We start from the raw sequence: 25,236 nt of genomic DNA on the forward strand, positions 1-25,236 counted from the left end.
GGGCAGGCGCGGACGCGGCTCACCCCTTGCGGGCTCGGCCGAGGTAGCCGAAGACCCACGGCCGCATGACCTTGGGCGACGGCGCGTAGGCACACTCGATCGTCTCGATGACGAGGCCGGACTCCTCGATGAGCCGGTCGATCGGCCGCGTCAGGTGGCAGCCGTCGAAGGCCTTCTTCTGGACGGGCTCGAGGAGGCGCTGCCAGCGCTGCACGTGCGGCTCGGGGGCGAGGCCGTGCTCGAGGAAGTGCAGGGCGCCGCCGGGACGCAGCACGCGCCGGACCTCGGCGAGTGCCCGGTGGACGTCGGGGATCGTGCACAGGGTGAACGTCGCGAGGACGGCGTCGGCGCTCTCGTCCGCCAGGCTGAGCCACTGGCCGTCGAGGTCGCCGCGAACGATGGGGACGGGGCTGAGTGCGCGGCGGTCGGCGCCGAGCTGCCAGGCGACGTCGGAGGGCTCGACCGCGATGACGCGGGTGACCTCCGGCGGGTAGAGGCCGATGTTGTGCCCGCTGCCGAAGCCGAGCTCGACGACCTCGCCGCGCAGGCCCTCGCAGGCGCGAGCGCGGAGGTCACGGAGCTTCTCGTCCTGGCAGCCGAACGCGACGAGCCGCGGCGTGACCTCGGTGGTCCAGATGCCCATCGCTCAGCCGGCGCGGTTCACGCCGGGGTGCCGAAACGCACGGCGTTGCGCTCGCGAGCCCGCTGGCGCTCGACCTCGCGGTCCTTGGGCGGGGCCGTGGTCGTCAGGTGGTCGAGCAGGTGCTGCGTCGCGTGCGCGACCGCCTCGACGGCCTCGTCGAACGCGGCCTGGTTGGCCTGGCTGGGCTTGGTGCTGCCGCTGACCTTGCGGACGTACTGCAGCGCGGCGGCACGCACCTCGTCCGAGGTGGCAGCAGGCTCGAAGTTGTGGAGCTGTCGGATGTTGCGGCACATGTCTCGACTGTATGTCGCCACCTCGACGGGCGGCGCGTATGCGGACGGTCGCCGTGCCGCGGTCGGGCGCGGTGACGTCGCACCTGGTGGTGGCGGGCGTGGTGGTGGCGGGCGTGGTGATGGCGGGCGTGGTGACGTCGGGCGCGGTGAGAGGGTGGGCCGATGGAGGTCCTCGTCCTGCCCACTGCCGCCGATGTCGCCCGTCGGGCGGCCGGCATCGTCATCGCCGGCCTCGGCGCCGCCCGTCGTGCCGAGCCCGTGATCGGGCTCGCGACCGGGTCGTCACCGCTGGGGCTCTACGCCGAGCTCGCCGCGGCGGTGCGGGCCGGGAGTCTCGACCTCGATCGCGCCCGCGGCTTCGCGCTCGACGAGTACGTCGGGCTGCCGGTGGGTCACCCGCAGGCCTACCGCGAGGTGCTGCTGCGCGAGGTCTGCGCACCTCTGGGCCTCCCGCCCGACCGTCTGCGGGTGCCGGACGGCTCCGGCCGGGACGAGGAGGCGCTCGTCGCCGGTGCAACCGAGTACGAGCGACTGCTCGCCGCGGCGGGTGGTGTCGACGTGCAGATCCTCGGCATCGGGGCCAACGGCCACCTCGGCTTCAACGAGCCGGGGTCGGCGCTGTCGTCGAGAACCCGGGTCAAGCGGCTGTCGGACCGCACCCGGCACGACAACGCCCGTTTCTTCGACGGGATCGAGGACGTGCCGACCCATTGCGTCACGCAGGGGCTCGGCACCGTGCTCGACGCGCGCCGACTCGTCCTCGTGGCGTCCGGCCCGGGCAAGGCGTCGGCCGTCGCGGCTGCGCTCGAGGGTCCGCTGTCGGCCTCGTGCCCGGCATCGGTGCTCCAGTGGCACGCCGATGCGACCGTCGTGCTCGACGAGGCAGCAGCCTCGGGCCTGCGCAACCGGGACTACTACGACGCATCGGCGGCGGGCCTGTAGGACCCGGCCACACGGCATACGTCGTCCACCGGCGTGTCGCACGGGGTTGTGGACGACGCACAGGGGTCGGGAACTTTTTCTCCACAGCCCGTGGACAGGCATTTGCGCAGGTCACTGAGCACGGCGAGGCGCTGTCGGCGGCGCGCACCCACACCTGTCCACACACCTTGTCCACAGCTGTTGACGGCGTGTCGAGCACGCTGTCCACCGGTTGTCCACAGGAGACGGCATTCGCGGGCCTCCCGGATTGGTGCCCGCTCGATGGCGCGCCTACGGTGGGGCGGGTGCTCCCAGAAGCACTGTCAGAACCGCGTTGTTCACTGGGTGAACCAGGTTGCACCCATGTCATTCATCACTCAGGGGAAGGGGAGCCCGTGTCGCTCGCCGAGTTGAGCACGAGCGCCTTCGCGTCGTCGTCGGCCCGTGACGGTGGACCTCCGGACGACCGGCTCCCGCCGCAGGACGTCGGCGCGGAGCAGTCCGTGCTCGGCGGCATGCTCCTGTCGAAGGACGCGATCGCCGACTGCGTCGAGCAGCTCAAGGGCACCGACTTCTACCGTCCCGCGCACGAGCTGATCTACGACGCGATCCTCGACCTCTACGGCCGCGGCGAGCCCGCCGACGCCATCACCGTCAGCGACGAGCTGACCAAACGCGGCGACCTCGGCCGCGTCGGCGGCCAGGCCTACCTCCACCAGCTCATCGCCTCGGTGCCCACCGCGGCCAACGCCGGCTACTACGCGCAGATCGTCGGCGAGCGCGCCGTGCTGCGCCGCCTCGTCGAGGCCGGCACCCGCATCGTCCAGCTCGGCTACGCCCAGGGCGGCGGCGACGTCGAGGACATCGTCAACGCCGCACAGGCCGAGGTCTACGCCGTCGCCGACAAGCGCGGCGGCGAGGACTACCACGCCATCGGCGACGTCATCGAGGCCACGGTCGACGAGATCGAGGTCGCCTCGGGCCGGTCCGGTGAGATGACCGGTGTGCCGACCGGGTTCACCGACTTCGACGCCCTGACCAACGGCCTGCACCCCGGCCAGATGATCGTCATCGCCGCCAGGCCGGCAATGGGAAAATCGACCATAGGCCTAGATATAGTGCGTTCGGCCGCGATCAAGCACAAGATGGCGGCCGTCGTCTTCTCGCTCGAGATGAGCCGCACCGAGATCACGATGCGTCTGCTGTCGGCCGAGGCCGGCATCCAGCTGCAGCACATGCGCAAGGGCACGATGCGCGAGGAGGACTGGACCCGCCTCGCCTCCACGATGGGTCGGGTCTCCGACGCCCCCCTCTTCATCGACGACTCGCCCAACATGTCGCTCATGGAGATCCGGGCCAAGTGCCGCCGGCTCAAGCAGCGCGAGAACCTCAAGCTCGTCGTCATCGACTACCTCCAGCTCATGAGCTCGGGAAAGCGCGTCGAGTCGCGCCAGCAGGAGGTCTCGGAGTTCTCGCGTGCGCTCAAGCTGCTGGCGAAGGAGCTCGAGGTCCCGGTCATCGCGATCTCACAGCTGAACCGTGGCCCGGAGCAGCGCACCGACAAGAAGCCCGCCATGAGCGACCTGAGAGAATCGGGATCAATCGAGCAGGATGCCGACATGGTGATCCTGCTCCACCGCGAGGCGGCCTACGAGAAGGACTCCCCCCGAGAGGGCGAGGCCGACCTCATCGTGGCCAAGCACCGAAACGGTCCCACCGACACGATCGTCGTCGCCTTCCAGGGCCACTTCAGCCGCTTCACGAACATGGCCAACAACTTCTGACGTCCGCACCGACCGTCGAGGAGGAGATCGAGGCGTGATCCTTCCGGAGGTCCGCGATCCCCGCTTCGTCACGATCCGGCGGGGCGGGGTCCTCACGGACGCCGACCACCACCTCCTCGCGCTCTGGGCGGCGTCGTGCGCGGAACACGTGCTCCACCTCTTCGAGTCGGCGCGTCCGGACGACCCCCGCCCCCGCCACGCCATCGAGCACGCCCGGGCCTGGGTGCGCGGCGACGTCCCGATGATGACCTCGCGCGCCGCCGGCGGCCACGCCATGGGAGCGGCCCGCGACCTGCGTGGTGCTCCGAGGTTCGCGGCATACGCTGCCGGTCAGGCCGCGTGCGTCGCCCACGTCGCCGCGCACGAGCTGGGAGCGGCCGCCTACGCCATCAAGGCTGCTCGAGCTGCCGCGGCGGTCGACGAGAGTGGTTCCGCCGGCCGAGCCGAGTGCGCGTGGCAGCACGAGCAGCTCCCGCCGGCCATCCGCGAGCTCGTCCTCGAGGACGAGCGGCTGCGCAACGACATCTGCTGGTCGGTGTTCGTCACCTGACCGGCCGCCGGCTCAGCCGGCCGCAGTGGTGCGCCGGATGTCGGTCCAGCCCGTCCATCCGCGTTCCTCGAGCAGCTCGAGCAGGCGTGCCGCGCACGCGAAAGACTGGAGGAACGTCGCATCGAGCAGCTCGACGAGCTCGGCGCTGACGGGGTGCTCGTCTTCCATCCCCTCGCCCTCCGCGGCCGCCGCCTCGATGAAGGCGGCCACCCGGTCGGCCAGCTCGGGCAGGCGCGGGTCGTCCGGACCGCAGTCGACGAGGTCGCCGATGTCGAGGTAGAGCCGGCGCAGCGGCTCGTGCTCGATCTGCATCTGCTTGATCTCCATCAACGCAGCGACGGCATCGGGCATCTGCGCGCTGATGAGGATCCAGCTGTCGCGCTCGACCTCGATGAGCCGCTCCGGGAAGCCGAGCTCCCGCATCCGCTCGACGTAGGCGACCGCCTCGGGAGGCAGCGCCAGGCTGTCGCCGGCCGCGAGCTTGGCGATCCGCTCCCGGTGTCGTTGGCGCTCCCGGATCTCGGCGCGCAGGCGGCGGTCGATGTCCTCGACCGCCGCCGCGAACTCCTCGTCGCCCGCCGCGAGCAGCTCACTGACCCGTGACAGCGGTACGCCGGCGTCGGCGAGGATCCGGATCCGGACGAGCTGGACGACGGCGGCCGCGTCGTAGCGCCGGTAGCCGGAGCGGTCGCGCTCGGGCTCGGGCAGCAACCCCTTGGCGTGGTAGTGCCGTACCGCGCGCACGGTCACCCCGGCGTATGCCGCGAGCTGGCTGATCGTGAGCATGCCGGCATTCTCCCGTGGTCACACGAACGTGCGGTGGTAGGTGCGCATGGCGAGGGCATACGCGACCAGCAGCAGCCCGACGCACCAGCCGAGGGCGACCCACCCGTCCGTGCCGACGGGCTGCCCGGCGAACAGGGCGCGGATGGTGTTGACGATCGAGGTCACCGGCTGGTGCTCGGCGAACCACCGCACCGGTCCCGGCATGCCGGAGGTGGGCACGAACGCGGAGCTGAGGAAGGGCAGGAAGATCAGCGGGTAGGAGAACCCGCTCACCCCGTCGACCGTCTTGGCCGTCAGGCCGGGGATCACGGCCAGCCAGGTCATCCCGAGGGTGAAGAGCACCATGATCCCGAGGACCGTGAGCCAGGCGAGCACACCGGCGCCCGTGCGGAAGCCCATCGCCAGGGCGACGAGCACGACGAGCAGCAGGGAGATGACGTTGGCAACGAGCGAGGTCAGGACGTGGCTCCACAGCAACGAGGAGCGGGCGATCGGCATCGACTGGAACCGCTCGAAGATCCCACCCGAGACGTCGGTGAAGAGCCGGAAGGCGGTGTAGGCGACCCCCGAGGCGACGGTGATGAGCAGGATGCCGGGCAGCAGGTAGTCGACGTAGGACGCGCCACCGACGTCGATCGCGCCGCCGAAGACGTAGACGAAGAGCAGCAGCATGGCGATCGGCGTGACGGCGGTGGTGATGATCGTGTCGGGGCTGCGCAGGATGTGGCGCAGCGAGCGCTTGGTCAGGGTGGTGGTGTCGTTGAAGGCGTAGGCGGTCATGTCCGGTCCTCAGTGGTGGGTGTCAGAGTGGGTGTCGTGGCCGACGATGGCGAGGAAGATCTCCTCGAGGGTCGGCTGCTTCTCGACGTACTCGATCTCCGTGGGCGGGAGCAGGGCCTTGAGCTCGGCGAGCGTGCCGTCGGCGATGATCCGGCCCTCGTGGAGGATCGCGATCCGGTCGGCGAGGTGCTCGGCCTCGTCGAGGTACTGCGTCGTGAGCAGCACCGTCGTGCCCTGTCCCGCGAGCGCCTGCACGGTCCTCCACACCTCGAGCCGAGACTGGGGGTCGAGCCCCGTCGTCGGTTCGTCGAGGAACAGCACCGGAGGGTCGCCGATGAGGCTCATCGCGATGTCGAGGCGGCGGCGCATGCCCCCGGAGTAGGTCCCCGCACGTTGCCCGCCCGCGTCGGCCAGTGCGAATCGCGCGAGCAGCTCGTCGGCGATCCGACCGGGGCCCGGGAGACGTCGCAGCTGGGCGACGAGCACGAGGTTCTCCCGCCCGGTGAGGATCTCGTCGACGGCGGCGAACTGCCCGGTCAGGCTGATGGACCGGCGGACCCGCGCCGGCGCGGTGCCGACGTCGTGGCCGTTGACCGAGGCCGTTCCGCCGTCGGCCCGCAGCAGTGTGGACAGGATCCGCACCACCGTCGTCTTGCCGGCGCCGTTGGAGCCGAGCAGGGCGTAGATGGTGCCGGACGGGACCCTCAGGTCGACGCCCGTGAGCACCGCGTGGTCGCCGTAGGACTTGGTGAGTCCGCTGATCTCGATGGCGTGTTCAGTGGTCATGCCCCAAGGCTGCAACCCTGACCTTGCGTCAAGGTCAAGCCCCGATCGCCGAGGGCTTCACGACGGTGCAGCGGGTCGCTCAGTTCGCCTCGTCGAGGATGCGCTGGCGCACCGCACGCAGCGCGGTGGCGACGGCCACCGGCACGCGCTCCGGGGCGGTGAGCCAGTCCACGACCGCGCTGTCGTCACGCGTCACCCCGACCCGCTCGTCGGCGATCGCCGCGGCCAGGAGCGCTCCGGTGCGGGGTACCGGGAGGGTGTCGCCGAGCGCCTCGTCCGCCCAGACGTCAGCCGACCGCAGCAGGTCGTCGTCGACGTGACGGCGGCGCGTCCCCGCCAGGGCGAGCGCGGCCGCCGGGAGGGAGCCCGCGGACTCCTCGCCCGCCACGGACCTCACCTCCGCCACGAGGGCGTCGAGGTGGATCTCGAGCAGCCAGGACGGCATGCCGCGCGCCGCGAGGACGCGGGCGAGCCACTCGACCTGGTGGACGGCCCGGTCCTCGGTGAGGGCGGCGAGGGAGATGAGCCACGCCGAGTCCGTCGTCGCGAACCGTGAGCCGCGCGCGCCGTAGCGGGCGCCGTAGTACGGCATCGCGTTGATCGACCCCTGCGCGGCCCGGACCGCGGCGCGCAGCAGGGTGGCGTCGGTCGTGATCTCGTAGCCGCCCGAGGCCGGGTTGACGACCCCGGCATCCACCGCCTGGCCGGAGTCGCGCCGGATGAGGCCGGCGGCAACGTGACTGCGTGCCTCCGCGACGAGGTCGGCGATCTGGCCGGCGTCGGAGCCCGGCACCACCTGACCCGTGACGGCGGCGCGCAGGGTCCGCGTGTCGGTCGACCCGGTGGCGACGACGAGCCGCTCGATCCCCACGACTGCAGCCACGACGGCCGGGTCCTCGAGGGGGCCTGTCACGGCCCGGTCCGCATGGGTGAGGAGGAGCTCGTGCACGACGTCGGCACCGGGTGGCGTGGTCATGGCGTGCATTCTCGCGTGGGTCAGGACGTCTGCTCCCCGCTGTCCGTCGTGCTGGCCTTCCTCTTCGGCCACACGCTCTCGAGCCGTCCCCTGCTGCGCAGCGGTCTGGCCCTCGGTGCGGCGCTGCGGCTCGTCCCCGGCGCCATGAACGCCGGTCTGGTCAATGCGGTGTTCTGGGTCGGCATGTCGATCTCGCTCGTCGCGGCCTTCTTTGCGGCCTATCCGGTGAATCGCTACCTACTGGCCCGCGGCAGAGGGCACGCCCTGAGGCACGAGCAACACGGCGGGAGCGGACCGGTCATCGGCGCACGGCGGTTCATCCCGGTGCTGCCGACGTCGGCGCTCGCGGCTGCCATCGCCGCCTTCGTGGTCGGCGGCTTCGTCGTGGCGGTGGCGGACGGCCTCGCGTCCCCCATGGCGCCGCCGGCGCACACCACCACGAGCACCCGCTGACTGGTTGCTCGGACCACTGCCCGCGGCTTCGCGCGGGCACAGTGGGGTCATGAGGACCCGCGACGACGTCAGCCACGGCGCTGCGCCGGTGGTGCTCGACCTGCCCTTCCGTGGGAGCTGGCTGGCACGCAACAGCCCGGCGAGGCGTGTCCCCAGCCATGGGACCCACCTCTTCGGCACGACGTACGCCATCGACTTCGTCGCCGTCGACGAGCGCGGGCTGCCGGCACCGCGGACGTGGCGCACCGCGTTGTCGGTGGAGGCGCTGGCGCTCTTCCGTGGCTTCGGCCAGCCGGTGCTCGCGCCAGTGCCCGGACGGGTGGTCATCGCTCACGACGGCGAGGTCGACCATGTCGCGCGGCGCTCGCAGCTCACCCTCGTGGCGTATGCCGTGGGTCAGCGCGGGCGCGTCCGGGGCGGTCCGGGCGCGATCGCCGGCAACCATGTCGTGGTCGCCCTCGGGCCGGCCGGACCGTTCGTCCTCGTTGCGCACCTGCGGCAGGGCTCGGTGCGGGTCGTCGCCGGCGGAGCGGTGGCTGCGGGGGACGTGCTGGGCGCGTGCGGCAACTCCGGCAACAGCACCCAGCCGCACATCCACGTCCAGGTGACGGACTCGGTGGACTGGCCGTCGGCGCGAGGCCTCCCGATGCTCTTCCGTCGCGAGTCGGGCGGCGAGGCCTGGATGCCCCGTGAGTCCGAGATCGTCGTCGTGCCCTGAGGCGAACCGCCAGACTCCTGCGCGCCAAGGACGCCGAACGTCCGGGATCGGCCCTACGCTGCCGATGCCGGCGACGACAGCGGCGAGGGCCGGGGGCGATCCGCCTCCGAGGGAAGGGGACCGTGATGTGCGACGCGAGCCACGACGACCGGACGGGCGTCCGCTTCGAGCGGGTCCGGATGACGGGGGCGATCTTCGATGACGTCCACCTCGACGGGGCCAGGCTCCACGACGTCGACCTCCGCGGTGCCTCGCTGCGCATGGTCGACCTCCGCGGCCTGCGGGCCCGGGACGTCTGGCTCGAGGACGTCGACATCACCGGCGACGTCGAGAACGTCCGCATCAACGGCGTCGACATCGCCCCGCTCATCGAGGCCGAGCTCGACCGGCGCGACCCCGACCGCCCGAAGATGCGACCGAGCGACGCCGCCGGCTACCGCGAGGCATGGGACGTCCTCGAGCGGCGCTGGGCCGGGACCGTCGAGCGTGCCCGCACGCTTCCGCCCGACCGGCTGCACGAGCGGGTCGACGGGGAGTGGTCGTTCATCGAGACGCTGCGCCACCTCGTCTTCGCCACCGACGCCTGGGTGTGCCGGGCGCTCCTCGGTGACCCCGAGCCGTGGGACGCGCTCGACCTGCCTCACGACGACATGCCCGACAGCCCGCCGGTGCCTCGTGACCGCGACGCCCGCCCGTCGCTCGACGAGGTGCTCGCGCTGCGCGCCGACCGGATGGCCACCGTGCGCCGCGTCGTCGACGGTCTCACCGACGAGCGCCTCGCCGAGGAGACCACGCCCGTCCTCGAGCCGGGCTACCCCGAGCCCGAGTCGTATGCCGTGAGCCGGGTCCTGCGCACCGTCCTCAGCGAGGAGTGGCACCACCGGCTGTATGCCGAGCGCGACCTCGACGCCCTCGCGGCCGGGCACGGCGAATGGGTCGTTCCGTCGTCCTGACCGCCACGCCGGGGGAGGTCACAGCAGGCTCCCGGCTGGTTCCCATCCGAGGTTCCTACGCTGTCCCATCACATGCGCGTGCAGGTGCCGGCAGCGGTCGGTCCCGCCGATCGTCAGGAGGTTCCCGTGGCTGATCTCGGATGGCCGGAGCTCGCCATCATCGCGCTCGCCGTCGTGCTCCTCTTCGGCTGGAAGCGCATGCCCGACATGGCGCGCAGCCTCGGGCGCTCAGCCCGCATCTTCAAGTCCGAGATGGACCAGATGCGCACCACGCCCGACGCCGGTGCGGACAGCAGCCACACCCCCGGTGCCGACACCGAGCGGGACGCCGGTCACGACGCCCGGAGCGACATCGGGCACGACACCGGCTACATCACCGTCCACGACGCCGTGCACCAGGCCGACGCCCGGGTGGCTGCCGCTGACGCCGAGGTCGCCCGGCTGCGCGCCGAGCTCCTGCGACGCAAGCACGCGAACGGCTCGCACTAGCTGGCGGCTCCCGCTCGCTCGCGACCTCGCTCGCGACGGGACGTCGCCGAGACGCCCGGCACCGCTCACGTGACCGCTGCGCCGGACGGCATACGCGACCTCGCCGTCAGGCGACGGTGTGGATCGGGTCGGTGGGCAGCTTGCGCACCTTGGCGCGCCGACGACGGCGCTCGGGGATCATCGAGCGCATCTCCTCCAGGCGGCCGAAGCACAGCAGGCGGTCCTCGGCCTCGAGCACGACGCGGCGGCGCGGGTTCGGGATGACGCTGGCGCCGCGGTGCAGGGTCAGCACCTGCAGGTCGCGCTCCTCGAGACCGGAGTCGCCGATCGTCTTGCCGATGATGTCAGCGCCGGCGTGGACGACGAGCTCGGCGACCCCGTATCCCGTTGACACCGTGAGGCGCTGGCGCACGTCGATCTCGGGGAAGGCGACCTGGCCGGCGATGTGGTCGATGATCGCGCCGGCCACGTCGAGCTTCGTCGCGGTCTCGATGCCCTCGAGCCCGGGGGAGGAGTTGACCTCCATGACGAGCGGGCCGTCGTTGCCCTCGAGCATGTCGACGCCGGCGACCCGCAGGCCCATGATCTGCGCCGAGCGGACCGCGGCCTGCTCGTACTCCGGAGTCAGCTCGACCGGCTCGACAGTGCCGCCGCGGTGCACGTTGGAGCGGAACTCCTCGCCCTTGGCGCGGCGGCGCATCGCGGCGACGACCCGGTCGCCGACGACGAGGGCGCGGATGTCGCGACCCCGGCTCTCGCTGATGAAGCTCTGGATGAGGACGTTCTGGTTCGTGCTGTGCAGCGTCTCGATGATCGCCTCGGCGATCTTGATGTCGGGCGCGAGGATGACGCCGATGCCCTGCGTGCCCTCGAGCAGCTTGATGACGACGGGCGCGCCGCCGACGCGCTCGATGGCCGGCATGACGTCGGCGCGGTTGCGCACGAACGTCGTTGCCGGCATGCCGATCTGGTGGCGGGAGAGGATCTGCGCGGCCCGGAGCTTGTCGCGGGCGTTGGCGATGCCGTTCGCGGTGTTCGGCGTGTAGACGTCCATCTGCTCGAACTGCCGCACGACGGCCGTGCCGAAGTAGGTGATCGAGCTGCCGATGCGCGGCAGGATCGCGTCGTAGTCGGACAGCGGACGGCCGCGGAACTGCAGGTCCGGCTCCGGCCCCGAGAGGTCGATGGCAAAGCGGAGCGTGTTGAGCACCCGCACCTGGTGTCCGCGGTCGAGCGCTGCGGTGCGCAGGCGCTGCGTCGAGTAGGCACGCGGCGCGCGGGAGAGGATCGCGAGTTTCATGCAGGGTCCTGCCAAGATGGGCGGGTGTCTGGGCCGGCCTATTCAAGCACTCCCGTCGGGTGGAGGGAGTGGGTCTCCCTGCCCGGCGTCGGCCTGCCGTGGCTCAAGGCCAAGATCGACACGGGCGCGCGCACGTCGTCGCTGCACGCCGAGGACGTCGAGGAGTTCGACCGCGACGGCGAGCCGTGGGTCCGCTTTACCGTGCACCCGTGGCAGGACTCCACCGACGACGCGCAGACCGTCGAGTGCCCGGTCCACGACCGCCGCAGCGTGCGCAGCTCGTCCGGCCACGTGACCAGGCGTCTCGTCGTGCTCCTCGACCTGTCGCTCGCGGGTCGCGCGGTCCCGGCGGAGGTGACCCTGAGCAAGCGCCACCGGATGGGCTTCCGGATGCTCGTCGGCCGCGAGGCGCTGCGCCAGGGTTACGTCGTGGACCCGTCCCGGTCGTATGCCGGTGGCCGGCCGCCCAAGGACGTCCGCCGCCGCAACCGCGCCCACTGACTCCCGCCTGACTCCCGCGGACGAGAGCCGACCCGAGCAGGGCCAGCGCCGCCGTGCCGAACGGCGCTCCGGGTGCGGTGCCAGAGCCGCGTCAAGGCCGCCGCCCACCGCGCCCGCTGAGCCGGACGGATCGCTCTCTCGATCAGCGTGATCGAGAGAGCGATCCTCGTCGAGAGAGCGATCCGTCCGGTGTCAGGGCGTCGCGTCGTGGAGGGCGAGGAGGCGGGCCTCGGCGGCGGCGTCCATCGGACCTCCACCGCGGTTGGTGGGTCGCTCGGGCAGGCCTTCACGCTGGAGCCAGGCCCACGTGTCGGCGACCGTCTCGGGCATCGGCCGGCTGCGCAGCCCGGCCGTCGCCGCGGCGGTGGTGTCGAGCGAGTGCAGGCCGACGAGCTCGCCGGTCGGGGGCACCCAGATCGGCAGCTCCGTCCACGGCTCGACGCCGGCCGACTCGACGGTCGAGGGGTCGAGCCAGACGAGGTCCGCGTCACTTCGCGTGACGGTGCGAACCTCGTCGAGCAGGGCACCGATCGTCGTGTGGCCGGGCTCGCTCACCGTGTTGAAGGTGCCGACCGGCCGCGAGCCGAGTGCCCAGTCGGCGATGTCGCGGCCGTCGACGTACTGCAGCGGCCGGTCGTACGGCCCCGGCGCCGGCACGCGGCCACCCCGGGCGATCCGGCCCAGCCAGAACGGCAGCCGGCCGACCATCTCGTACGGGCCGAGGATGAGCCCGGCCCTGGCGATCGCGACGTCGCCGTCGAACTCCGCCAGGACGGCGAGCTCACCGCCCCGCTTGGCTGCGGCGTAGTCGGTGGCGTCGGTGGAGGAGGCGTCGCCGTCGACGACCGGTGCGCTCTCGTCGGACCCGGGCTCTATCGGCCACGTGTAGACGGAGCACGACGAGATGTAGGTGTAGTGGCGTGCGCGCCCCCTGAGCAGGCGCGCGGACGTCTGCACCGCGACCGGCGCGGCCGACCACGTGTCGACGACGGCATCCCACTCGTCGTCGCCCAGCACCGCGCTCATCGCGCCTGGATCGAGCCGGTCAGCGTGCCTGGCCTCGGCGCCGTCGACCGGGGTGCCGCTGACGCCACGTGTCACGGTCGTGACCTCGTCGCCGCGGGCCAGGGCGGCCTCGACGAACGCGCGGCCGACGTGGTGGGTGCCTCCGAGGACGAGCAGTCTCATGGGCCTGATCCTCGCCGGGAACGTGTCCCCGCGCCAACGTCCCTTCGCTGTCGACGTAACCCGGTGCCGGCCGGGGGGCGCCATAAACTCAGGGGGTGACGGAATGGCCGGTCGCGCTGGTGCCGCTCGTGGTCGTGGGATCGTCGGCCCTGTGGGTCTACGCCGACGCGCAGCGCCTGTCTGCCGCGGGCTCACCGGTCTTCGCGAGGATCGGCAACCTCACGGTCGACCAACCGCGTCAGTGGTTTGCCGGCTGCCTGCTGCTGTGGGCTGTGTTCGTCCCCATGTACCTCGTCAGCCGTGCAAGTCACTGAGGCAGGAAGCCGGTGTCTGGCAGGGTGGAGGGATGGGTGCCACACACGACTGGAGCGAACCGCTCGACCTCGACCACCTCGGCGAGATCCGTCGTGATGCAGGGACGCTCGCGCCCGGAGGCCCGCTGCACCTCGTCCTCGAGGTGCTTGCCTATCCGGTCGACGAAGCCCTCGCGGGGACGACGACCCGCGTCCGCGTCGTGCTGCACGCCGACGGGTCCGTCTCCGTGGCCGACGACGGTCGCGGCACCGAGACGCGCACCGGCGACGACGGGGTCGCGCAGGTCAAGCCGGTCATGGCGACGAGGGACCTGCGCTTCTATGGTCGCGACGACGCGCCGCTGCTCCCGGACGGGCACCGCCGCTCGGGCATCTCGGTCGTCGCCGCCCTGAGCCACTGGGTCGTGCACACGAACCGTCGGGCCGAGGGTGGTTGGCAGCAGCGCTTCGAGCACGGCGTGCCGCGAGGCCCGCTCGAGAGCCTCTCGGGACTGCAGAGGCCGGGGACGGTCGTGCACTTCCGACCCGACTCGTCGCTCGTGCCGGGTGCCCTGGCCGCCGACGAGATCCGCAAGGCAACGACGGCGTATGCCGCTGTCGTCCCTGTCGAGGTCGTCGCCGAGAGCGTGTGACGGGCCCTCGGCCGACTGCCTTGGCGGCATACGATGCGAAGACCCCCAGCCCACGAAGGAGTGGCCCATGCCCCGCGACCTCGCCCCCGACCTCGTCGAGCGCCTCACCAAGGCGTTCGAGGCCGACCCCACCGCACGGATGCTGCAGAACGCCGTGACGACGACCTCGGTCGACGACATCGCGCTCGACCGCAGGGTCGTCACGAGCATCGACCACTCGGTCTCGCACCTGCTCGACGACTGGGCGGTGACGTCGCAGGAGAAGAGTGGTCGCTGTTGGCTCTTCGCCGGGACCAACCTGCTGCGGGCGGGGGCCCGGGAGAAGCTGGCGGTCAAGGACTTCGAGTTCTCGCAGAACCACCTGCTCTTCTGGGACAAGTTCGAGAAAGCGAACCACTGGCTCGAGTCGATCATCGCGACGGCCGACCGGGACGTCGACGACCGCACCGTCGCGCACCTGCTCGCCACCCCGGCTGAGGACGGCGGGCAGTGGAACATGTTCGTCGCCCTCGTCGTCAAGCACGGTCTCGTGCCGAAGGTCGCGATGCCGGAGACGAAGAGCTCGAGCAACACGCGCCTGATGAACCGCGATCTCAGCACGATCCTGCGCCAGGCGGCGCGTGACCTGCGGGCACAGGCGGCGGACAGCGCCTCCGAGGAGGACCTGCGTGAGACCAAGGAGCAGGTCCTCGCGTCGATCCACCGTCTCCTCTGCATCCACCTCGGCACGCCGCCGGAGTCGTTCGTCTGGCAGTGGAAGGACACCGACGGCGGCTTCCACCGCGACGGCGCGATGACGCCGCTCGAGTTCGCGGAGCGCTACGTCACCGTGCCGCTCGAGGACTACGTCTGCCTCGTCAACGACCCCCGCGCGACGAGCCCGTACGGCCACACCTTCACCGTCGAGCACCTCGGCAACGTCGTCGGCGCGCCCCCCGTCACCTACCTCAACGTCGAGTCGGACCTCATGAAGTCGCTTGCGGCGCAGGCGATCGCCGGCGGTGAGCCGGTGTGGTTCGGGTGCGACACCGGCCAGATGTCCCACGCCGACCTCGGCCTCTGGGACGCCGCGCTCTACGACCATGCCTCGATCTACGGCACCGAGCCGAGCCTCGGCAAGGCGGACCGGCTGCTGCACCACGAGTCGCTCATGACGCACGCGATGCTCTTCACCGGAGTCGACCTGCACGACGACGTGCCGCGGCGCTGGCGCGTCGAGAACAGCTGGGGCACCGAGAAGGGCGACAAGGGCTTCATGACGATGAACGACTCGTGGTTCGCCGAGTTCGTCTTCGAGGTCGCCGTGCGCCGCGACGCCCTGCCGGCCGAGCTGCAGGAGGCGCTGCTCCAGGACCCGATCGTGCTCCCGGCCTGGGACCCGATGGGCGCGCTCGCCGACTGACCTACGTCACCTACGCTGCAAGGCGTGACGACGACGACGCCCGGGCCGGCGACGGATGCCGACGTGCCGGCATACGTCGCCTCGCTCGGACTCCCCGGGCTGGCCGACGTGCACGTCCACTTCTTGCCCGATGCCATGCAGCGCAAGGTGTGGGCCTACTTCGACGAGGCGGAGACGCACTACGGCGCGCCGTGGCCGATCACCTACCGCCTGAACGAGGAGCGTCGGCTCGAGACCCTGCGCACGCTCGGGCTGCGGGCGGTCCCGGCCCTCGTCTACCCCCACAAACCGGGCATGGCGACCTGGCTCAACGCGTGGTGTGCGGACTTCGCCCGGCGCGTGCCCGACGCCGTGCACTGCGCGACCTTCTATCCCGAGCCCGGCGTCGGAGACTACGTGGGCGCGGCGCTCGACGACGGTGCCCGCCTGTTCAAGATGCACGTCCAGGTCGGTGACTTCACCCCGGACGACGAACGCCTCGAGCCGGCATGGGCCCGGCTGGGGGCGGCACAGGTGCCTGTCGTCCTACACGCCGGATCGGCACCCATCCGCGGCACCCACACGGGGCCCGCGGCCGTGCGGGAGGTGCTGCGTCGCCACCCGGACCTGGTCCTGGTCATCGCCCACCTCGGGATGCCGGAGTATCACGAGTTCGCCGACCTCGCAGACGAGTTCACCGGCGTCCACCTCGACACGACGATGAACGGCACGGACTTCACCAACCGGTTCGCGCCCTTCCCGGACGGCTACGTCGACCGCCTCGCCGGCTTGCGCGACCGGGTCGTGCTGGGCTCGGACTTCCCGAGCATCCCCTATGCCTACGCCCACCAGGTCGACGCGCTGGCGCGCCTGGGTCTCGGTGACGACTGGATGCGAGCCGTGCTGTGGGACAACGGTGCCCGGCTGCTCGGTCTCACTTGAGGTGGCGGGCCAGGAACGCCTCGGTGCGCTCGATCGAGGTGTCCCACTGAGGTGACGTCAGCGTGTGGCGGCCGCCGGGATAGATCTCCAGATCGACCGACTTGCCGTCGGCCCGGAGGGCTGCCACCGACTCCTGCGACCAGGCCAGTGGGCAGTCCTCGTCGGCCGTCCCGTGGTGGATGAGGAGGGGTTCGGTGATGCGGCCGAAGTAGGTTCGGGGGCTCGTCGCCGCCCATCCGGTCGGGTTGGCCTCCGGGGTGCCGAGTCGCGCGATGACGACGCGCGCCGCGCTCGAGCGAGACGCGTCGTGGCGGACCCACTTGTCGAAGTTGTCGATGCTGTCGGAGCTCACCGGCGCATAGGCCACGGCCGCGCGGAAGAGCCCCGGGCGTACGACCAGGGCGGTGTAGACGACACCGCCGCCCATCGAGCGACCGATGAGGGCAAGGCGGTTGGGGTCGACGAACCTGGCCTGCTTGAGCGCGAGTCCCGCGTTGATGGCATCGACGGTGTAGCCCGCGCGGAGGTTCGCGTCGTTGTTCGGGTCCTTGTCGGACTGCGCGTGGTTGCGATAGTCGATGTGCAGCGTCACGTAGCCATGGCGCGCGAGGTGGTCGCGCTCGCGAAGCATGGTCTCGCCGTTCGTGTAGACCGCCGGGTCGACGTAGCCGTGCGCCAGGACGACGGCAGGGAAGGGGCCCGCGCCGCGCGGGATGTTGATGCGGCCCGAGATCTTCAGGCCGTTGCTCTCGTACGTCACGAAGTACTGCCGGTACGCGTCCGTGCTGCCGCTCTCGCGCCCCAGCGTGAGGTTGCCGCCCTCGTGACGGGTCGCGATGAGCGCCTCGATCGACGCCGGGTCGGGTGCCGGCTTCCGAGCACTCGACGAGGGAGTGGGGGTGGGGGTGGAGCTCGGCGGCACGCTCGTGACGGGCGGTGTGGTCGTGCTGCTGCCGGCGTATGCCGTGGGGCCGGGGCCCGTGGTCCCGGCACCCCGGTCGTCGGTGGGCCCCACGGCCGTGCAGGCGCCGAGCAGGGCGCCCGCAGTCAGGCCGGCGGCGAGGGCTCGGGCGGTGTGCACCACTCGAGTCTCACCCGGGACCGCCGAGATTCCCAGCCCGCTCCCAGCCTCGTGGCCGATCCGAGATGTGCACGTGCCGACCGACGACCGTTGGTGGACGCAACCCACTGACACGCCGGCGACACGCCGGGAACGGGCGGAACGGCATACCAACGGTCGTCGGTCGGCTCAGGCGAGCGTGGCGGCGGCCTCGAGGACGGTCCAGGCCTGCAGCTGCGGCGACAGCTCGATCGGCGGCTGCGGGGCGGTCCCGGCGGGCTCGAGCGGGAAGACCGAGGGGTCCCTCCGCCCCGCGACGGTCAGGCTCCCGCGTCCGCGCCACAGCGACTCCGCCGTGTTCAGGACGAGCCGTCGCGCGGTGGCCCGCGTCTGATCGGCGAGACCTGAGCCCGAGGTGGCTGCGAGAGCGAGGTGACGCACGAGGATGCCGGTGAAGAGCCCGCCGTCGCCGCCACCGTGCGTCCGCAGCACCTGCGCGCCGCCGACCTCGACGGTCAGCCGGGCGTCGACCGCGGCGACGAGCGCGGCCGCGCGGGCGAGGCTCACGCGGTCACCGAGCGTCACGAGGGCGGCAAGCACCGTGCCCTGGTTGTAGGACCACACGTCCGGCACGAGGACCTCCTCGCCGCCGCGCAGCCGTATGCCGTCCAGCACGAGTCCGCTCTCGGGCGACCAGAGCCGTGCATAGAGCCAGTCGACGAGCCGGCGTGCCTCGTCGGTCTCCCCGAGTCGGGCCAGGTGCAGGGCGGCCGGCCCCGTGGCGGGACTGTTCTTGAAGTCGCGGTCGCGGCTCCAGAAGAGGCCACCGCCGAGGTCGTCCGTATGGGCCGAGCGGAGCTGCGCCGTGAGGTGGCGGCCCGCCGAGCGGAGGCGTCGGCGCCGGGCCGTGCGCCCGAGCTGGCCGTGCAGGTCCTCGAGTCGACCCGAGGCGAGCGCGAGCCAGGCCATGTCGTCGTAGAAGTCGTTGACCCAACGGACCCGGTTGCGTAGCCGGATCGTCTGGAGCAGCCGGTCCCCCTGCGCGGCATGCCGATCGGCGCCTCTGCGGTCACCCGTCCGGAGCGCGCGGAGGCCTGCGTCGACGACGGCGTCGAGGTAGTGCGCCTGCCACCAGTAGTGCCAGGTCCCGAGCAGACCTCCGAGCGTCCGTGACGCGGCGGGCGCGGGGTGCACGATGCGTGCGAGGTGCGTTCGCGGCATACCGCCGAGGGAGCCGGCGAAGAGCGCCGTCACGGACCGCTCGGCCTCAGCGGCGCGCTCGTCGAGGGCGGTCGGGAGGTGGGAGGGGACGTCGCCGGCGGACACGCAGCGACGCTACCGCGAGCCGATCCGCACGCCGGTGTGGAAGGGTCGGCAACGGTGTCGAGATCGTGCCGGCCGCTCCGACGTCCCGGACGTCCCGGAAGTCAGGACGATGCCGAGGCCGTGCGGCGAACGGCGTGACGAAGGAGTCGAGATGAAGTACCTGCTCATGATCTGGAGCAACCCGCAGACGTGGGGGCACCCGATCTTCCTGCGCACGCCCGAGGCCGCCGCCATGTCCGAGGACGCCCGCGCAGGGATGCTGCGCGACTTCGAGGAGCTCATGACCGAGATCAGCGAGTCGGGCGAGCTCGTGACCGCCCAGGCGCTCGCGGACCCGCTGACCGCGCGGAGCGTCCGGGTGCGCGAGGGCGAGAGCCTCGTCACCGACGGGCCGTTCATCGAGTCGAAGGAGCAGATGGCCGGCTACTTCGTCGTCGACTGCGCGACCCCGGAGCGCGCCGAGGAGATCGCCGGGCGCTTCCCCGACGCCCGGTTCGCCGCCGTCGAGGTGCGGCCGCTCATGGGCGGCTCGACCGAGGACCTCTGAGCCGTGGGCGGATCCGTCGTCACTGATGACCTGTGGCGGAGCGTGACGCCGCAGGTCATCGGTGCGCTCGTGCGCCGCTACCGCGACTTCGACCGCGCCGAGGAGGCCGCACAGGAGGCCCTGTTCGCGGCGGCCGCCCAGTGGCCCGAGGAGGGTGTGCCCGACGATCCCAAGGCGTGGCTCATCCGCGTCGGATCACGGCGCCTCATCGACGGGCTGCGCAGTGACGAAGCACGGGCGCGCCGTGAGCTCGCCGACGTGACGCGGGCGCCCGCGGACACCCTCGTCGCCCCGCCGCCGTATGCCGCGGGCTCGGCCGACCGCGACGACACCCTGACGCTCCTCCTCCTCTGCTGCCATCCTGCGCTCACCCCGCCAGCGCGGATCGCCCTGACCCTCCGGGCGGTCGGCGGCCTGACGACCGCGCAGATCGCGCACGCCTTTCTCGTGCCGGAAGCGACGATGGCCCAGCGGATCAGCCGTGCCAAGCAGCGGATCCGTGAGTCCGGTGCCGAGTTCCGGATGCCGCCGCACGACGACGTGCCGGACCGGCTGCGCGAGGTCCTGCACGTCCTCTACCTCGTCTTCACCGAGGGTCACACCGCCAGCAGCGGACGCGAGCTGCACCGGATCGACCTGACCGCAGAGGCGATCCGGCTCGCGCGTCAGATGCACGCGCTGCTGCCCGACGACGGTGAGGTGACCGGCCTGCTCGCGCTCATGCTGCTGACGGAGGCGCGACGGCCGGCCCGCACGAACGCCGCCGGTGAGCTCGTCCCGCTCGCCGAGCAGGACCGATCCCGGTGGGACACGGCATACGTGAGCGAAGGGGTCGCTCTGGTCAGCGACGCACTGACGCGCACACGGCTCGGGCCCTACCAGGTGCAGGCGGCGATCGCGGCCGTGCACGACGAGGCGCCCTCGGCGGCGGAGACCGACTGGGAGCAGGTGCTCGCGCTCTACGGGCTGCTCGAGCAGCTCTCGCCGGGGCCCGTCGTGACGCTCAACCGTGCGGTCGCACTCGCCATGGTCGAGGGGCCGGCCGCCGGGCTCACGGTCCTGGACGACCTCGCTCAGGACAAGCGCCTCGCCCGGCACCACCGTCTGCACGCCGTGCGCGCCCACCTGCTCGAGATGGCAGGCGAGACCGAGCAGGCCCGTGACAGCTACCTGCTCGCGTCGCGCCTGACGACGAGCATCCCCGAGCAGGACCACCTCCGACGAAAGGCCGAAGCCCTGTGAGCGACACCCCGACTCCTCCTGTCACCGTCACCGAGTCCGACGTCGATCTCGGCGACGGGCACGTGCTGCACGCCTACGACACGGGCGACCCCGGCACCCCGGACGTCGAACCGCTCGTCGTCATCTGGCACCACGGGACGCCCAACCTCGGCGCGCCTCCCCGACCGCTCTTCACCGCCGCAGCTCGGCTCGGCGTCCGGTGGGTGTCCTACGACCGGCCTGGCTACGGCGGCTCCACCGCCCGACCGGCGCGCGATGTCGCTTCCGCCGCGCGTGACGTGGCGGCGGTCGCCGACTCTCTCGACGTGGGTTCCTTTGCGGTCATGGGTCACTCGGGCGGGGGCACGCATGCGCTCGCGCCCGCCGCGTTGCTCGGTGACCGGGTGCGCGGGGTCGTCAGCATCTCCCCGGTGGCTCCGTTCGGCGCGTCGGGCCTCGACTGGTTCGCCGGCATGGCACCGGGCGGTGAGGCGTCGCTGCGTGCTGCTGTTGCCGGGCGTGCGGTCAAGGAGGCGCACGAGGCCGCCGCGGGCCAAGCGGCGGAGGGCGAGATCGACTTCGGGTTCGTGCCGGCCGACGAGGCAGCCTTCTCCGGGCCGTGGGGCTGGCTCGGCTCCGTCGTCGGTCCGGCCATGGCAGCCGGCCCGGCCGCCCTCATCGACGACGATCTCGCCTACGTCTCCGACTGGGGCTTCGAGCCCGGCGACGTGGCGGCACCGACCCTCGTCGTGCACGGCGGCGCCGACCGCATGGTGCCGCCCTCGCACGGTGAGTGGCTCGCCGGGGCGATCGCCGGCGCGCAGCTGTGGCTGCAGCCCGACGACGGCCACATCTCGGTGCTGCGTACGGCCGAGGAGGCCCTCACCTGGCTCGCGGGAGCCGCGCGTGCGTCTGGTTCGAGGTGATCGCGGGAGCGTGACCTCATCGGCGGCGGCCTCGTTGTCCTTCGAGACCGACACCGGACGAAGGAGTCCCACCGTGCCCCGTTCACCCCGAACACCACGCACCACCCGTCTCGCCCGCGCTGCCCTGGCCTTCGTCGCCGCACTCTCTGCCACCGCGACCGTCGCGTCGGTCGCACCCAGCGCATCCGCGACGCCCGCCCCGCATGTGGTCCAGCTCGGTGACTCCTACTCGGCCGGCAACGGCACGGGCACCTACGAGGAGCGCAGCTGCTACCGCTCGCCCGACAACTACGGCTCGCAGGTCGCGGCCTCGATCGGCGGCACCTACACCGACGCGGCGTGCAGCGGTGGCGTCGTCGCCGACATCCTCCATCCCCGTGATCTGGGCAGCGCGTTCACCAAGACGGCGACCTACTCGATCGACCCGGCCCGCTACCCCGACCAGAAGAGCGAGTGGCTGCGACGCGCTCAGACCGAGCGACTGTGCGGCGTGCCGGCGCAGCCCGACTTCTCCTACACCTACACGTTCGTCGCGGGGGCGGGCGTCAACGACGCTTACACCGGCACCGTCTCGTGCCAGCTGAGGACCCGTCCGCAGATCGACTCGGTCACGCCGGACACGGACTACGTCTTCGTCACCATCGGCGGCAACGACATCGGCTTCTCGACCATCGTCGTGGACTGCCTGACCCTGCGGGACCCGTCGAGCTGCAAGCAGGCGCTGGACGCGGCCACGGCCAAGGCGCCCCTGATGGTCGAGAGCACCAAGGACGCCCTTCGTGCTGTCGAAGCCCGCTCGGGCGGACATGCGCAGGTCTACCTGCTCAGCTACCCGTTCCTCATCAACACCGAGAGCTACGGCATCCCCGAGGCGGCACCTGTCTATGACGCGGGCACCGCTCTCAACAACCTCCAGCGGCTCGGCGACGACCTGCAGGCACGCGGCATCGCCGAGCTCAATGCTGAGCCGGGCGCCGACAACTACCACTTCGTCGACACCGTCAAGGCGGCCTGGGGCGGACGCGTCCACGGCCTCGACCCGCACGTCGTCGCCGACAACTCCAAGGCCTGGCTCGTGCCGGTCGGCACGCCCGGCCGGGACACCGCCGAGTTCGTCCACCCGACCCAGCCCGGGTGGAACGCCACCGCCGGAGCCCTACGCAGCGCCGTCACCGGCTGACCTTCGGAGCCCGCACGGTTGTTGCCGACGCGGGTGGTTCAGGCCCAGATGGCGGCGGGGATGCCGTCGGAGAAGACCTCCGGCGGATCGGGGATAGGCCTCGCCAGACCGGCTGCGTGCCGGGCGGCCGACCATGCGACCGCACAGGCGTCGAGGACGTCGTCGGCGGCATACCCCTGGCCCTGGAGGACCGACGGCCGGGCGATGCCCGCGGCAGCGAGGGCGTCGAGGCGCCGGTCGCGGCCGTCGTCGGTCCTCTTGCTCGCGAGGATCGGAGCACCCGTCATGGCCGCGAAGGATACCTCGGGGTGTATCTCGAGGACGGTCACCGTCGGTCGGGTGCGCAGCCAGGCGTCGACCTCGACGATCTTGTCGCGCAGCGCGAAGGCCTGCGCGCCGACGCCCTGACCGACGAGGTCGCGGTTGACGCTGTCGGCCTCGAGACGCGTGGCCGCGGCATACGCGGAGCGGGTCAGCGTCGAGAAGACCGACGACGCCTTGCCGGGGAGTGCCCGGCGAGCGAGGACGTCGGCCTGGCGGATCGTGTTGTCGGGCAGACCGATCGGGATGTCGATGCCGACGACACGGATGCCGGTGGACTCGCGCACCATGGCCACGAGGTCGGTGATCGTCGGTGCCACGACGATGCGCGGCCGGGGTGCACCGGGCTCGAGCAGCGCCCCGACCCAGCCGGCGGCGCAGCCGTCGACGCCGAGCACCGGCGCGACGAGCTCGACCGGAGCGGGCCTGTCGGCCATCGCGCCGGCGTCGGGCGCTCGATCGAGGAGGTCCGCGAGGCGGCGCAGAGCCGCGACGCTCACGGCCACCGCGGTCCTCACCTCGTCATCGGCGGCGCTCGAGAGCCCCGCGGACAGCTCCTCGGCCAGCTCGCGGATCCGTCGCTGCGCGTCCTGGTCCATGACCCCAGCCAACCCCATCCGAGAAGACAGGTCTCCGCCGGTGGCTGGGCGGCGGCTCACTGTCACCGCGCCGAGTCGTCGATTTGCCCCGAATCGACCATTTCGATCTGAAGGCGCCAAACGCCCAGTGTCAGCCAACGATCCCTACGTCAGTGCTCCGCTGGGCGCAGCAGTGTCCTAGCGGTCCGGGACGGCACCGCGGCGCGGACCGACGCACGCGGCATACGCACCCTTCGACAGTGTCGGGAGTCGGACGTAGCGTGAAGCAATGACCCACCCCGACACCGGTGCCACCACCCTCGGCGAGCTGCGTGCCTCCGGCCACGTCCACCGCAGCGTCAAGAGCGAGATCCGCGAGAACCTGCTGGCCCGGCTGCGGGCCGGCGAGGTCGCGTTCCCCGGGATGGTCGGTTTCGAGGAGACGGTGCTGCCGGAGCTCGAGACGGCGCTGCTCGCAGGGCACGACCTCGTGCTCCTCGGCGAGCGTGGCCAGGGCAAGACCCGCCTCATGCGGACGCTCGCAGGTTTGCTCGACGAGTGGAGCCCGGTCGTCGAGGGCTGCGAGATCGGTGACGACCCGCACCAGCCCTCGTGCGTGCGTTGCCGGCGGATGACCGCCGAGCTCGGCGAGGACCTGCCCGTCGCGTGGCGCCACCGCAGCGAGCGCTACACCGAGAAGCTCGCGACGCCTGACACGAGCGTCGGTGACCTCGTCGGCGACGTCGACCCGGTCAAGGTGGCGCAGGGCCGCACGCTCGGCGACCCCGAGACGGTGCACTACGGCCTCGTGCCGCGCAGCAACCGCGGCATCTTCGGGCTCAACGAGCTGCCCGACCTCGCGGAGCGCATCCAGGTCGCCCTCTTCAACGTGCTCGAGGAGCGCGACATCCAGATCCGCGGCTACTCGCTGCGCCTGCCTCTCGACCTCCTTCTCGTGGCCACGGCCAACCCCGAGGACTACACCAACCGCGGCCGCATCATCACCCCGCTCAAGGACCGTTTCGGCGCCGAGATCCGCACCCACTACCCGACCGAGGTGAGCGACGAGGTCGCCCTCATCGCCCAGGAGTCCGCGCTCGTCGCCGACGTGCCCGAGCACCTCCTCGAGGTCATCGCGCGGTTCACCCGTGGGCTGCGGGAGTCCTCCGCGGTCGACCAGCGGTCCGGCGTCTCTGCGCGGTTCGCCATCGCCGGGGCCGAGGGCGTAGCCGGCTCCGCGCTGCGTCGCGCCGCCCGCTCCGGGGAGGCGTATGCCGTCGCCCGCGTCTGCGACGTCCCCACCGTCGTGCCCACCCTCCTCGGCAAGGTCGAGTTCGAGATGGGCGAGGAGGGGCGTGAGCGCGACGTGCTGGCGCACCTGCTGCGCCTCGCCGTCGCCGAGACCTACCGGTCGCGGCTGTCCGGCCTCGACCTCACCGGCTTCACCAACCTCTTCGCCCAGGGCGCCGTCGTCGAGACGGGTGAGCTCGTGCCGGGCGCCGACCTCCTGGCCCAGGTGGGTCCGGTCTCGGGGCTGTCGAAGGTGCTCGACCGGCTCGGCCACGGCGACGACGCGACCCCGGGTCAGGTCGCGGCCGCCATCGAGTTCGTCCTCGAGGGGCTGCACCTGACGCGCCGCATCGACAAGGACTCCGTCGCCGGCCGCACCGTCTACGGGGCTTAGGTC

General features: G+C 71.8%; 28 protein-coding genes. 17 read left to right on the forward strand and 11 right to left on the reverse strand.

The annotated features are described in order from the left end of the window. Positions 1-19 precede the first annotated feature (19 nt). Positions 20-643: a class I SAM-dependent methyltransferase gene (locus tag AC1DIW_RS20400; RefSeq protein ID WP_478110512.1), complete on the reverse strand. Its 624-nt coding sequence runs from the start codon at positions 641-643 to the stop codon at positions 20-22. Between the two features lie 17 nt (positions 644-660). Next, on the reverse strand, positions 661-936 hold the full coding sequence (locus tag AC1DIW_RS20405; RefSeq protein ID WP_442280705.1) for a DUF2277 domain-containing protein: 276 nt from the start codon (positions 934-936) through the stop codon (positions 661-663). Between the two features lie 162 nt (positions 937-1,098). On the opposite strand from AC1DIW_RS20405, the gene AC1DIW_RS20410 reads away from it, so the two are divergent. The 3 genes from AC1DIW_RS20410 to AC1DIW_RS20420 all read left to right on the forward strand — a co-directional run bounded on the left by AC1DIW_RS20410 (position 1,099) and on the right by AC1DIW_RS20420 (position 4,191). Next, complete coding sequence (locus tag AC1DIW_RS20410) at positions 1,099-1,878, forward strand: glucosamine-6-phosphate deaminase (protein ID WP_478110514.1); 780 nt, start codon at positions 1,099-1,101, stop codon at positions 1,876-1,878. 374 nt (positions 1,879-2,252) lie between these two features. Further along, the gene (gene dnaB, locus AC1DIW_RS20415; protein WP_442280703.1) at positions 2,253-3,641 is read left to right on the forward strand and encodes a replicative DNA helicase; all 1,389 of its coding nucleotides are present in this window, start codon (positions 2,253-2,255) and stop codon (positions 3,639-3,641) included. Between the two features lie 34 nt (positions 3,642-3,675). Next, on the forward strand, positions 3,676-4,191 hold the full coding sequence (locus AC1DIW_RS20420) for a putative immunity protein (protein WP_478110516.1): 516 nt from the start codon (positions 3,676-3,678) through the stop codon (positions 4,189-4,191). A gap of 12 nt (positions 4,192-4,203) precedes the next feature. Here the strand turns inward: AC1DIW_RS20420 and AC1DIW_RS20425 are convergent, their stop codons facing one another. The 4 genes from AC1DIW_RS20425 to AC1DIW_RS20440 all read right to left on the reverse strand — a co-directional run bounded on the left by AC1DIW_RS20425 (position 4,204) and on the right by AC1DIW_RS20440 (position 7,519). Continuing rightward, on the reverse strand, positions 4,204-4,977 hold the full coding sequence (locus tag AC1DIW_RS20425; protein WP_442280701.1) for a MerR family transcriptional regulator: 774 nt from the start codon (positions 4,975-4,977) through the stop codon (positions 4,204-4,206). Between the two features lie 18 nt (positions 4,978-4,995). Continuing rightward, positions 4,996-5,757: an ABC transporter permease gene (locus AC1DIW_RS20430; protein ID WP_478110518.1), complete on the reverse strand. Its 762-nt coding sequence runs from the start codon at positions 5,755-5,757 to the stop codon at positions 4,996-4,998. A 9-nt stretch (positions 5,758-5,766) separates the two neighbouring features. Continuing rightward, positions 5,767-6,543: an ABC transporter ATP-binding protein gene (locus AC1DIW_RS20435; protein WP_478110520.1), complete on the reverse strand. Its 777-nt coding sequence runs from the start codon at positions 6,541-6,543 to the stop codon at positions 5,767-5,769. 79 nt (positions 6,544-6,622) lie between these two features. Continuing rightward, positions 6,623-7,519: a hypothetical protein gene (locus tag AC1DIW_RS20440; RefSeq protein WP_442280698.1), complete on the reverse strand. Its 897-nt coding sequence runs from the start codon at positions 7,517-7,519 to the stop codon at positions 6,623-6,625. Between the two features lie 15 nt (positions 7,520-7,534). Here AC1DIW_RS20440 and AC1DIW_RS20445 point away from each other — a divergent pair, with 15 nt between their 5' ends. From AC1DIW_RS20445 to AC1DIW_RS20460, 4 genes are all read left to right on the forward strand, one after another. Continuing rightward, the gene (locus tag AC1DIW_RS20445) at positions 7,535-7,972 is read left to right on the forward strand and encodes a DUF4396 domain-containing protein (protein WP_442280697.1); all 438 of its coding nucleotides are present in this window, start codon (positions 7,535-7,537) and stop codon (positions 7,970-7,972) included. Between the two features lie 49 nt (positions 7,973-8,021). Continuing rightward, on the forward strand, positions 8,022-8,690 hold the full coding sequence (locus tag AC1DIW_RS20450; RefSeq protein WP_478110522.1) for a peptidoglycan DD-metalloendopeptidase family protein: 669 nt from the start codon (positions 8,022-8,024) through the stop codon (positions 8,688-8,690). Between the two features lie 125 nt (positions 8,691-8,815). After that, positions 8,816-9,643, forward strand: a complete 828-nt coding sequence (locus tag AC1DIW_RS20455) for a DinB family protein (protein WP_478110524.1) — start codon at positions 8,816-8,818, stop codon at positions 9,641-9,643. A gap of 126 nt (positions 9,644-9,769) precedes the next feature. Beyond that, a complete protein-coding gene (locus AC1DIW_RS20460) occupies positions 9,770-10,132 on the forward strand; it encodes a Sec-independent protein translocase subunit TatA (RefSeq protein WP_478110526.1) in 363 nt (120 codons plus the stop codon). 106 nt (positions 10,133-10,238) lie between these two features. Here AC1DIW_RS20460 and AC1DIW_RS20465 read toward each other — a convergent pair whose 3' ends face one another. Further along, positions 10,239-11,432 carry a RimK family alpha-L-glutamate ligase gene (locus tag AC1DIW_RS20465; protein WP_478110528.1) on the reverse strand — a complete coding sequence of 398 codons (1,194 nt, stop codon included), beginning with the start codon at positions 11,430-11,432 and terminating at the stop codon, positions 10,239-10,241. Between the two features lie 24 nt (positions 11,433-11,456). Here AC1DIW_RS20465 and AC1DIW_RS20470 point away from each other — a divergent pair, with 24 nt between their 5' ends. Continuing rightward, complete coding sequence (locus tag AC1DIW_RS20470) at positions 11,457-11,933, forward strand: ATP-dependent zinc protease family protein (RefSeq protein WP_442280692.1); 477 nt, start codon at positions 11,457-11,459, stop codon at positions 11,931-11,933. A 192-nt stretch (positions 11,934-12,125) separates the two neighbouring features. Here AC1DIW_RS20470 and AC1DIW_RS20475 read toward each other — a convergent pair whose 3' ends face one another. Next, positions 12,126-13,121 (reverse strand): NAD-dependent epimerase/dehydratase family protein, encoded by a 996-nt coding sequence (locus AC1DIW_RS20475; RefSeq protein ID WP_478110530.1) that lies wholly within the window; start codon positions 13,119-13,121, stop codon positions 12,126-12,128. Between the two features lie 95 nt (positions 13,122-13,216). On the opposite strand from AC1DIW_RS20475, the gene AC1DIW_RS20480 reads away from it, so the two are divergent. From AC1DIW_RS20480 to AC1DIW_RS20495, 4 genes are all read left to right on the forward strand, one after another. Beyond that, a complete protein-coding gene (locus AC1DIW_RS20480) occupies positions 13,217-13,435 on the forward strand; it encodes a hypothetical protein (protein WP_442280690.1) in 219 nt (72 codons plus the stop codon). Positions 13,436-13,467: 32 nt separating this feature from the next. Next, entirely contained in the window at positions 13,468-14,067 is a 600-nt protein-coding gene (locus AC1DIW_RS20485; RefSeq protein ID WP_478110531.1) for an ATP-binding protein, read from the forward strand. Between the two features lie 67 nt (positions 14,068-14,134). Then, entirely contained in the window at positions 14,135-15,469 is a 1,335-nt protein-coding gene (locus AC1DIW_RS20490; protein ID WP_478110533.1) for a C1 family peptidase, read from the forward strand. Positions 15,470-15,493: 24 nt separating this feature from the next. Continuing rightward, a complete protein-coding gene (locus AC1DIW_RS20495) occupies positions 15,494-16,390 on the forward strand; it encodes an amidohydrolase family protein (protein ID WP_478110535.1) in 897 nt (298 codons plus the stop codon). Here AC1DIW_RS20495 and AC1DIW_RS20500 read toward each other — a convergent pair. Together AC1DIW_RS20500 and AC1DIW_RS20505 are read right to left on the reverse strand one after the other, a co-directional pair. Then, complete coding sequence (locus AC1DIW_RS20500) at positions 16,383-17,471, reverse strand: alpha/beta hydrolase family protein (RefSeq protein ID WP_478110536.1); 1,089 nt, start codon at positions 17,469-17,471, stop codon at positions 16,383-16,385. The genes AC1DIW_RS20495 and AC1DIW_RS20500 overlap by 8 nt on opposite strands. A gap of 168 nt (positions 17,472-17,639) precedes the next feature. Beyond that, a complete protein-coding gene (locus AC1DIW_RS20505) occupies positions 17,640-18,776 on the reverse strand; it encodes a glycoside hydrolase family 76 protein (protein ID WP_478110538.1) in 1,137 nt (378 codons plus the stop codon). Positions 18,777-18,927: 151 nt separating this feature from the next. Here AC1DIW_RS20505 and AC1DIW_RS20510 point away from each other — a divergent pair, with 151 nt between their 5' ends. The 4 genes from AC1DIW_RS20510 to AC1DIW_RS20525 all read left to right on the forward strand — a co-directional run bounded on the left by AC1DIW_RS20510 (position 18,928) and on the right by AC1DIW_RS20525 (position 22,650). After that, positions 18,928-19,323, forward strand: a complete 396-nt coding sequence (locus tag AC1DIW_RS20510) for a YciI family protein (RefSeq protein ID WP_442280684.1) — start codon at positions 18,928-18,930, stop codon at positions 19,321-19,323. Between the two features lie 3 nt (positions 19,324-19,326). Then, entirely contained in the window at positions 19,327-20,565 is a 1,239-nt protein-coding gene (locus AC1DIW_RS20515; RefSeq protein WP_442280683.1) for an RNA polymerase sigma factor, read from the forward strand. Beyond that, positions 20,562-21,470 carry an alpha/beta fold hydrolase gene (locus AC1DIW_RS20520; RefSeq protein WP_478110539.1) on the forward strand — a complete coding sequence of 303 codons (909 nt, stop codon included), beginning with the start codon at positions 20,562-20,564 and terminating at the stop codon, positions 21,468-21,470. Before AC1DIW_RS20515 ends, AC1DIW_RS20520 begins: the two co-directional genes overlap by 4 nt. 73 nt (positions 21,471-21,543) lie before the next feature. Next, complete coding sequence (locus AC1DIW_RS20525) at positions 21,544-22,650, forward strand: SGNH/GDSL hydrolase family protein (RefSeq protein ID WP_478110541.1); 1,107 nt, start codon at positions 21,544-21,546, stop codon at positions 22,648-22,650. Positions 22,651-22,688: 38 nt separating this feature from the next. On the opposite strand, the gene AC1DIW_RS20530 is transcribed toward AC1DIW_RS20525, so the two are convergent. Next, entirely contained in the window at positions 22,689-23,570 is an 882-nt protein-coding gene (locus AC1DIW_RS20530) for a DUF429 domain-containing protein (RefSeq protein ID WP_478110542.1), read from the reverse strand. Positions 23,571-23,838: 268 nt separating this feature from the next. Here AC1DIW_RS20530 and AC1DIW_RS20535 point away from each other — a divergent pair, with 268 nt between their 5' ends. Continuing rightward, a complete protein-coding gene (locus AC1DIW_RS20535) occupies positions 23,839-25,233 on the forward strand; it encodes a sigma 54-interacting transcriptional regulator (RefSeq protein WP_478110543.1) in 1,395 nt (464 codons plus the stop codon). The last annotated feature ends 3 nt before the right edge of the window (positions 25,234-25,236 follow it).

The sequence above is a fragment of the Terrabacter sp. 01T434 genome, assembly GCF_056398545.1.

What these genes read in the sequence shown, in the direction of transcription:
- AC1DIW_RS20410 (WP_478110514.1), top strand. Translation starts at nt 1,099, where the DNA reads ATGGAGGTCCTCGTCCTGCCCACTGCCGCCGATGTCGCCCGTCGGGCG.
- AC1DIW_RS20475 (WP_478110530.1), bottom strand. Translation starts at nt 13,121, where the DNA reads ATGAGACTGCTCGTCCTCGGAGGCACCCACCACGTCGGCCGCGCGTTC.
- AC1DIW_RS20450 (WP_478110522.1), top strand. Translation starts at nt 8,022, where the DNA reads ATGAGGACCCGCGACGACGTCAGCCACGGCGCTGCGCCGGTGGTGCTC.
- AC1DIW_RS20405 (WP_442280705.1), bottom strand. Translation starts at nt 936, where the DNA reads ATGTGCCGCAACATCCGACAGCTCCACAACTTCGAGCCTGCTGCCACC.
- AC1DIW_RS20430 (WP_478110518.1), bottom strand. Translation starts at nt 5,757, where the DNA reads ATGACCGCCTACGCCTTCAACGACACCACCACCCTGACCAAGCGCTCG.
- AC1DIW_RS20425 (WP_442280701.1), bottom strand. Translation starts at nt 4,977, where the DNA reads ATGCTCACGATCAGCCAGCTCGCGGCATACGCCGGGGTGACCGTGCGC.
- AC1DIW_RS20485 (WP_478110531.1), top strand. Translation starts at nt 13,468, where the DNA reads ATGGGTGCCACACACGACTGGAGCGAACCGCTCGACCTCGACCACCTC.
- AC1DIW_RS20435 (WP_478110520.1), bottom strand. Translation starts at nt 6,543, where the DNA reads ATGACCACTGAACACGCCATCGAGATCAGCGGACTCACCAAGTCCTAC.
- AC1DIW_RS20465 (WP_478110528.1), bottom strand. Translation starts at nt 11,432, where the DNA reads ATGAAACTCGCGATCCTCTCCCGCGCGCCGCGTGCCTACTCGACGCAG.
- AC1DIW_RS20535 (WP_478110543.1), top strand. Translation starts at nt 23,839, where the DNA reads ATGACCCACCCCGACACCGGTGCCACCACCCTCGGCGAGCTGCGTGCC.
- AC1DIW_RS20490 (WP_478110533.1), top strand. Translation starts at nt 14,135, where the DNA reads ATGCCCCGCGACCTCGCCCCCGACCTCGTCGAGCGCCTCACCAAGGCG.
- AC1DIW_RS20530 (WP_478110542.1), bottom strand. Translation starts at nt 23,570, where the DNA reads ATGGACCAGGACGCGCAGCGACGGATCCGCGAGCTGGCCGAGGAGCTG.
- AC1DIW_RS20455 (WP_478110524.1), top strand. Translation starts at nt 8,816, where the DNA reads ATGTGCGACGCGAGCCACGACGACCGGACGGGCGTCCGCTTCGAGCGG.
- AC1DIW_RS20510 (WP_442280684.1), top strand. Translation starts at nt 18,928, where the DNA reads ATGAAGTACCTGCTCATGATCTGGAGCAACCCGCAGACGTGGGGGCAC.
- AC1DIW_RS20440 (WP_442280698.1), bottom strand. Translation starts at nt 7,519, where the DNA reads ATGACCACGCCACCCGGTGCCGACGTCGTGCACGAGCTCCTCCTCACC.
- AC1DIW_RS20400 (WP_478110512.1), bottom strand. Translation starts at nt 643, where the DNA reads ATGGGCATCTGGACCACCGAGGTCACGCCGCGGCTCGTCGCGTTCGGC.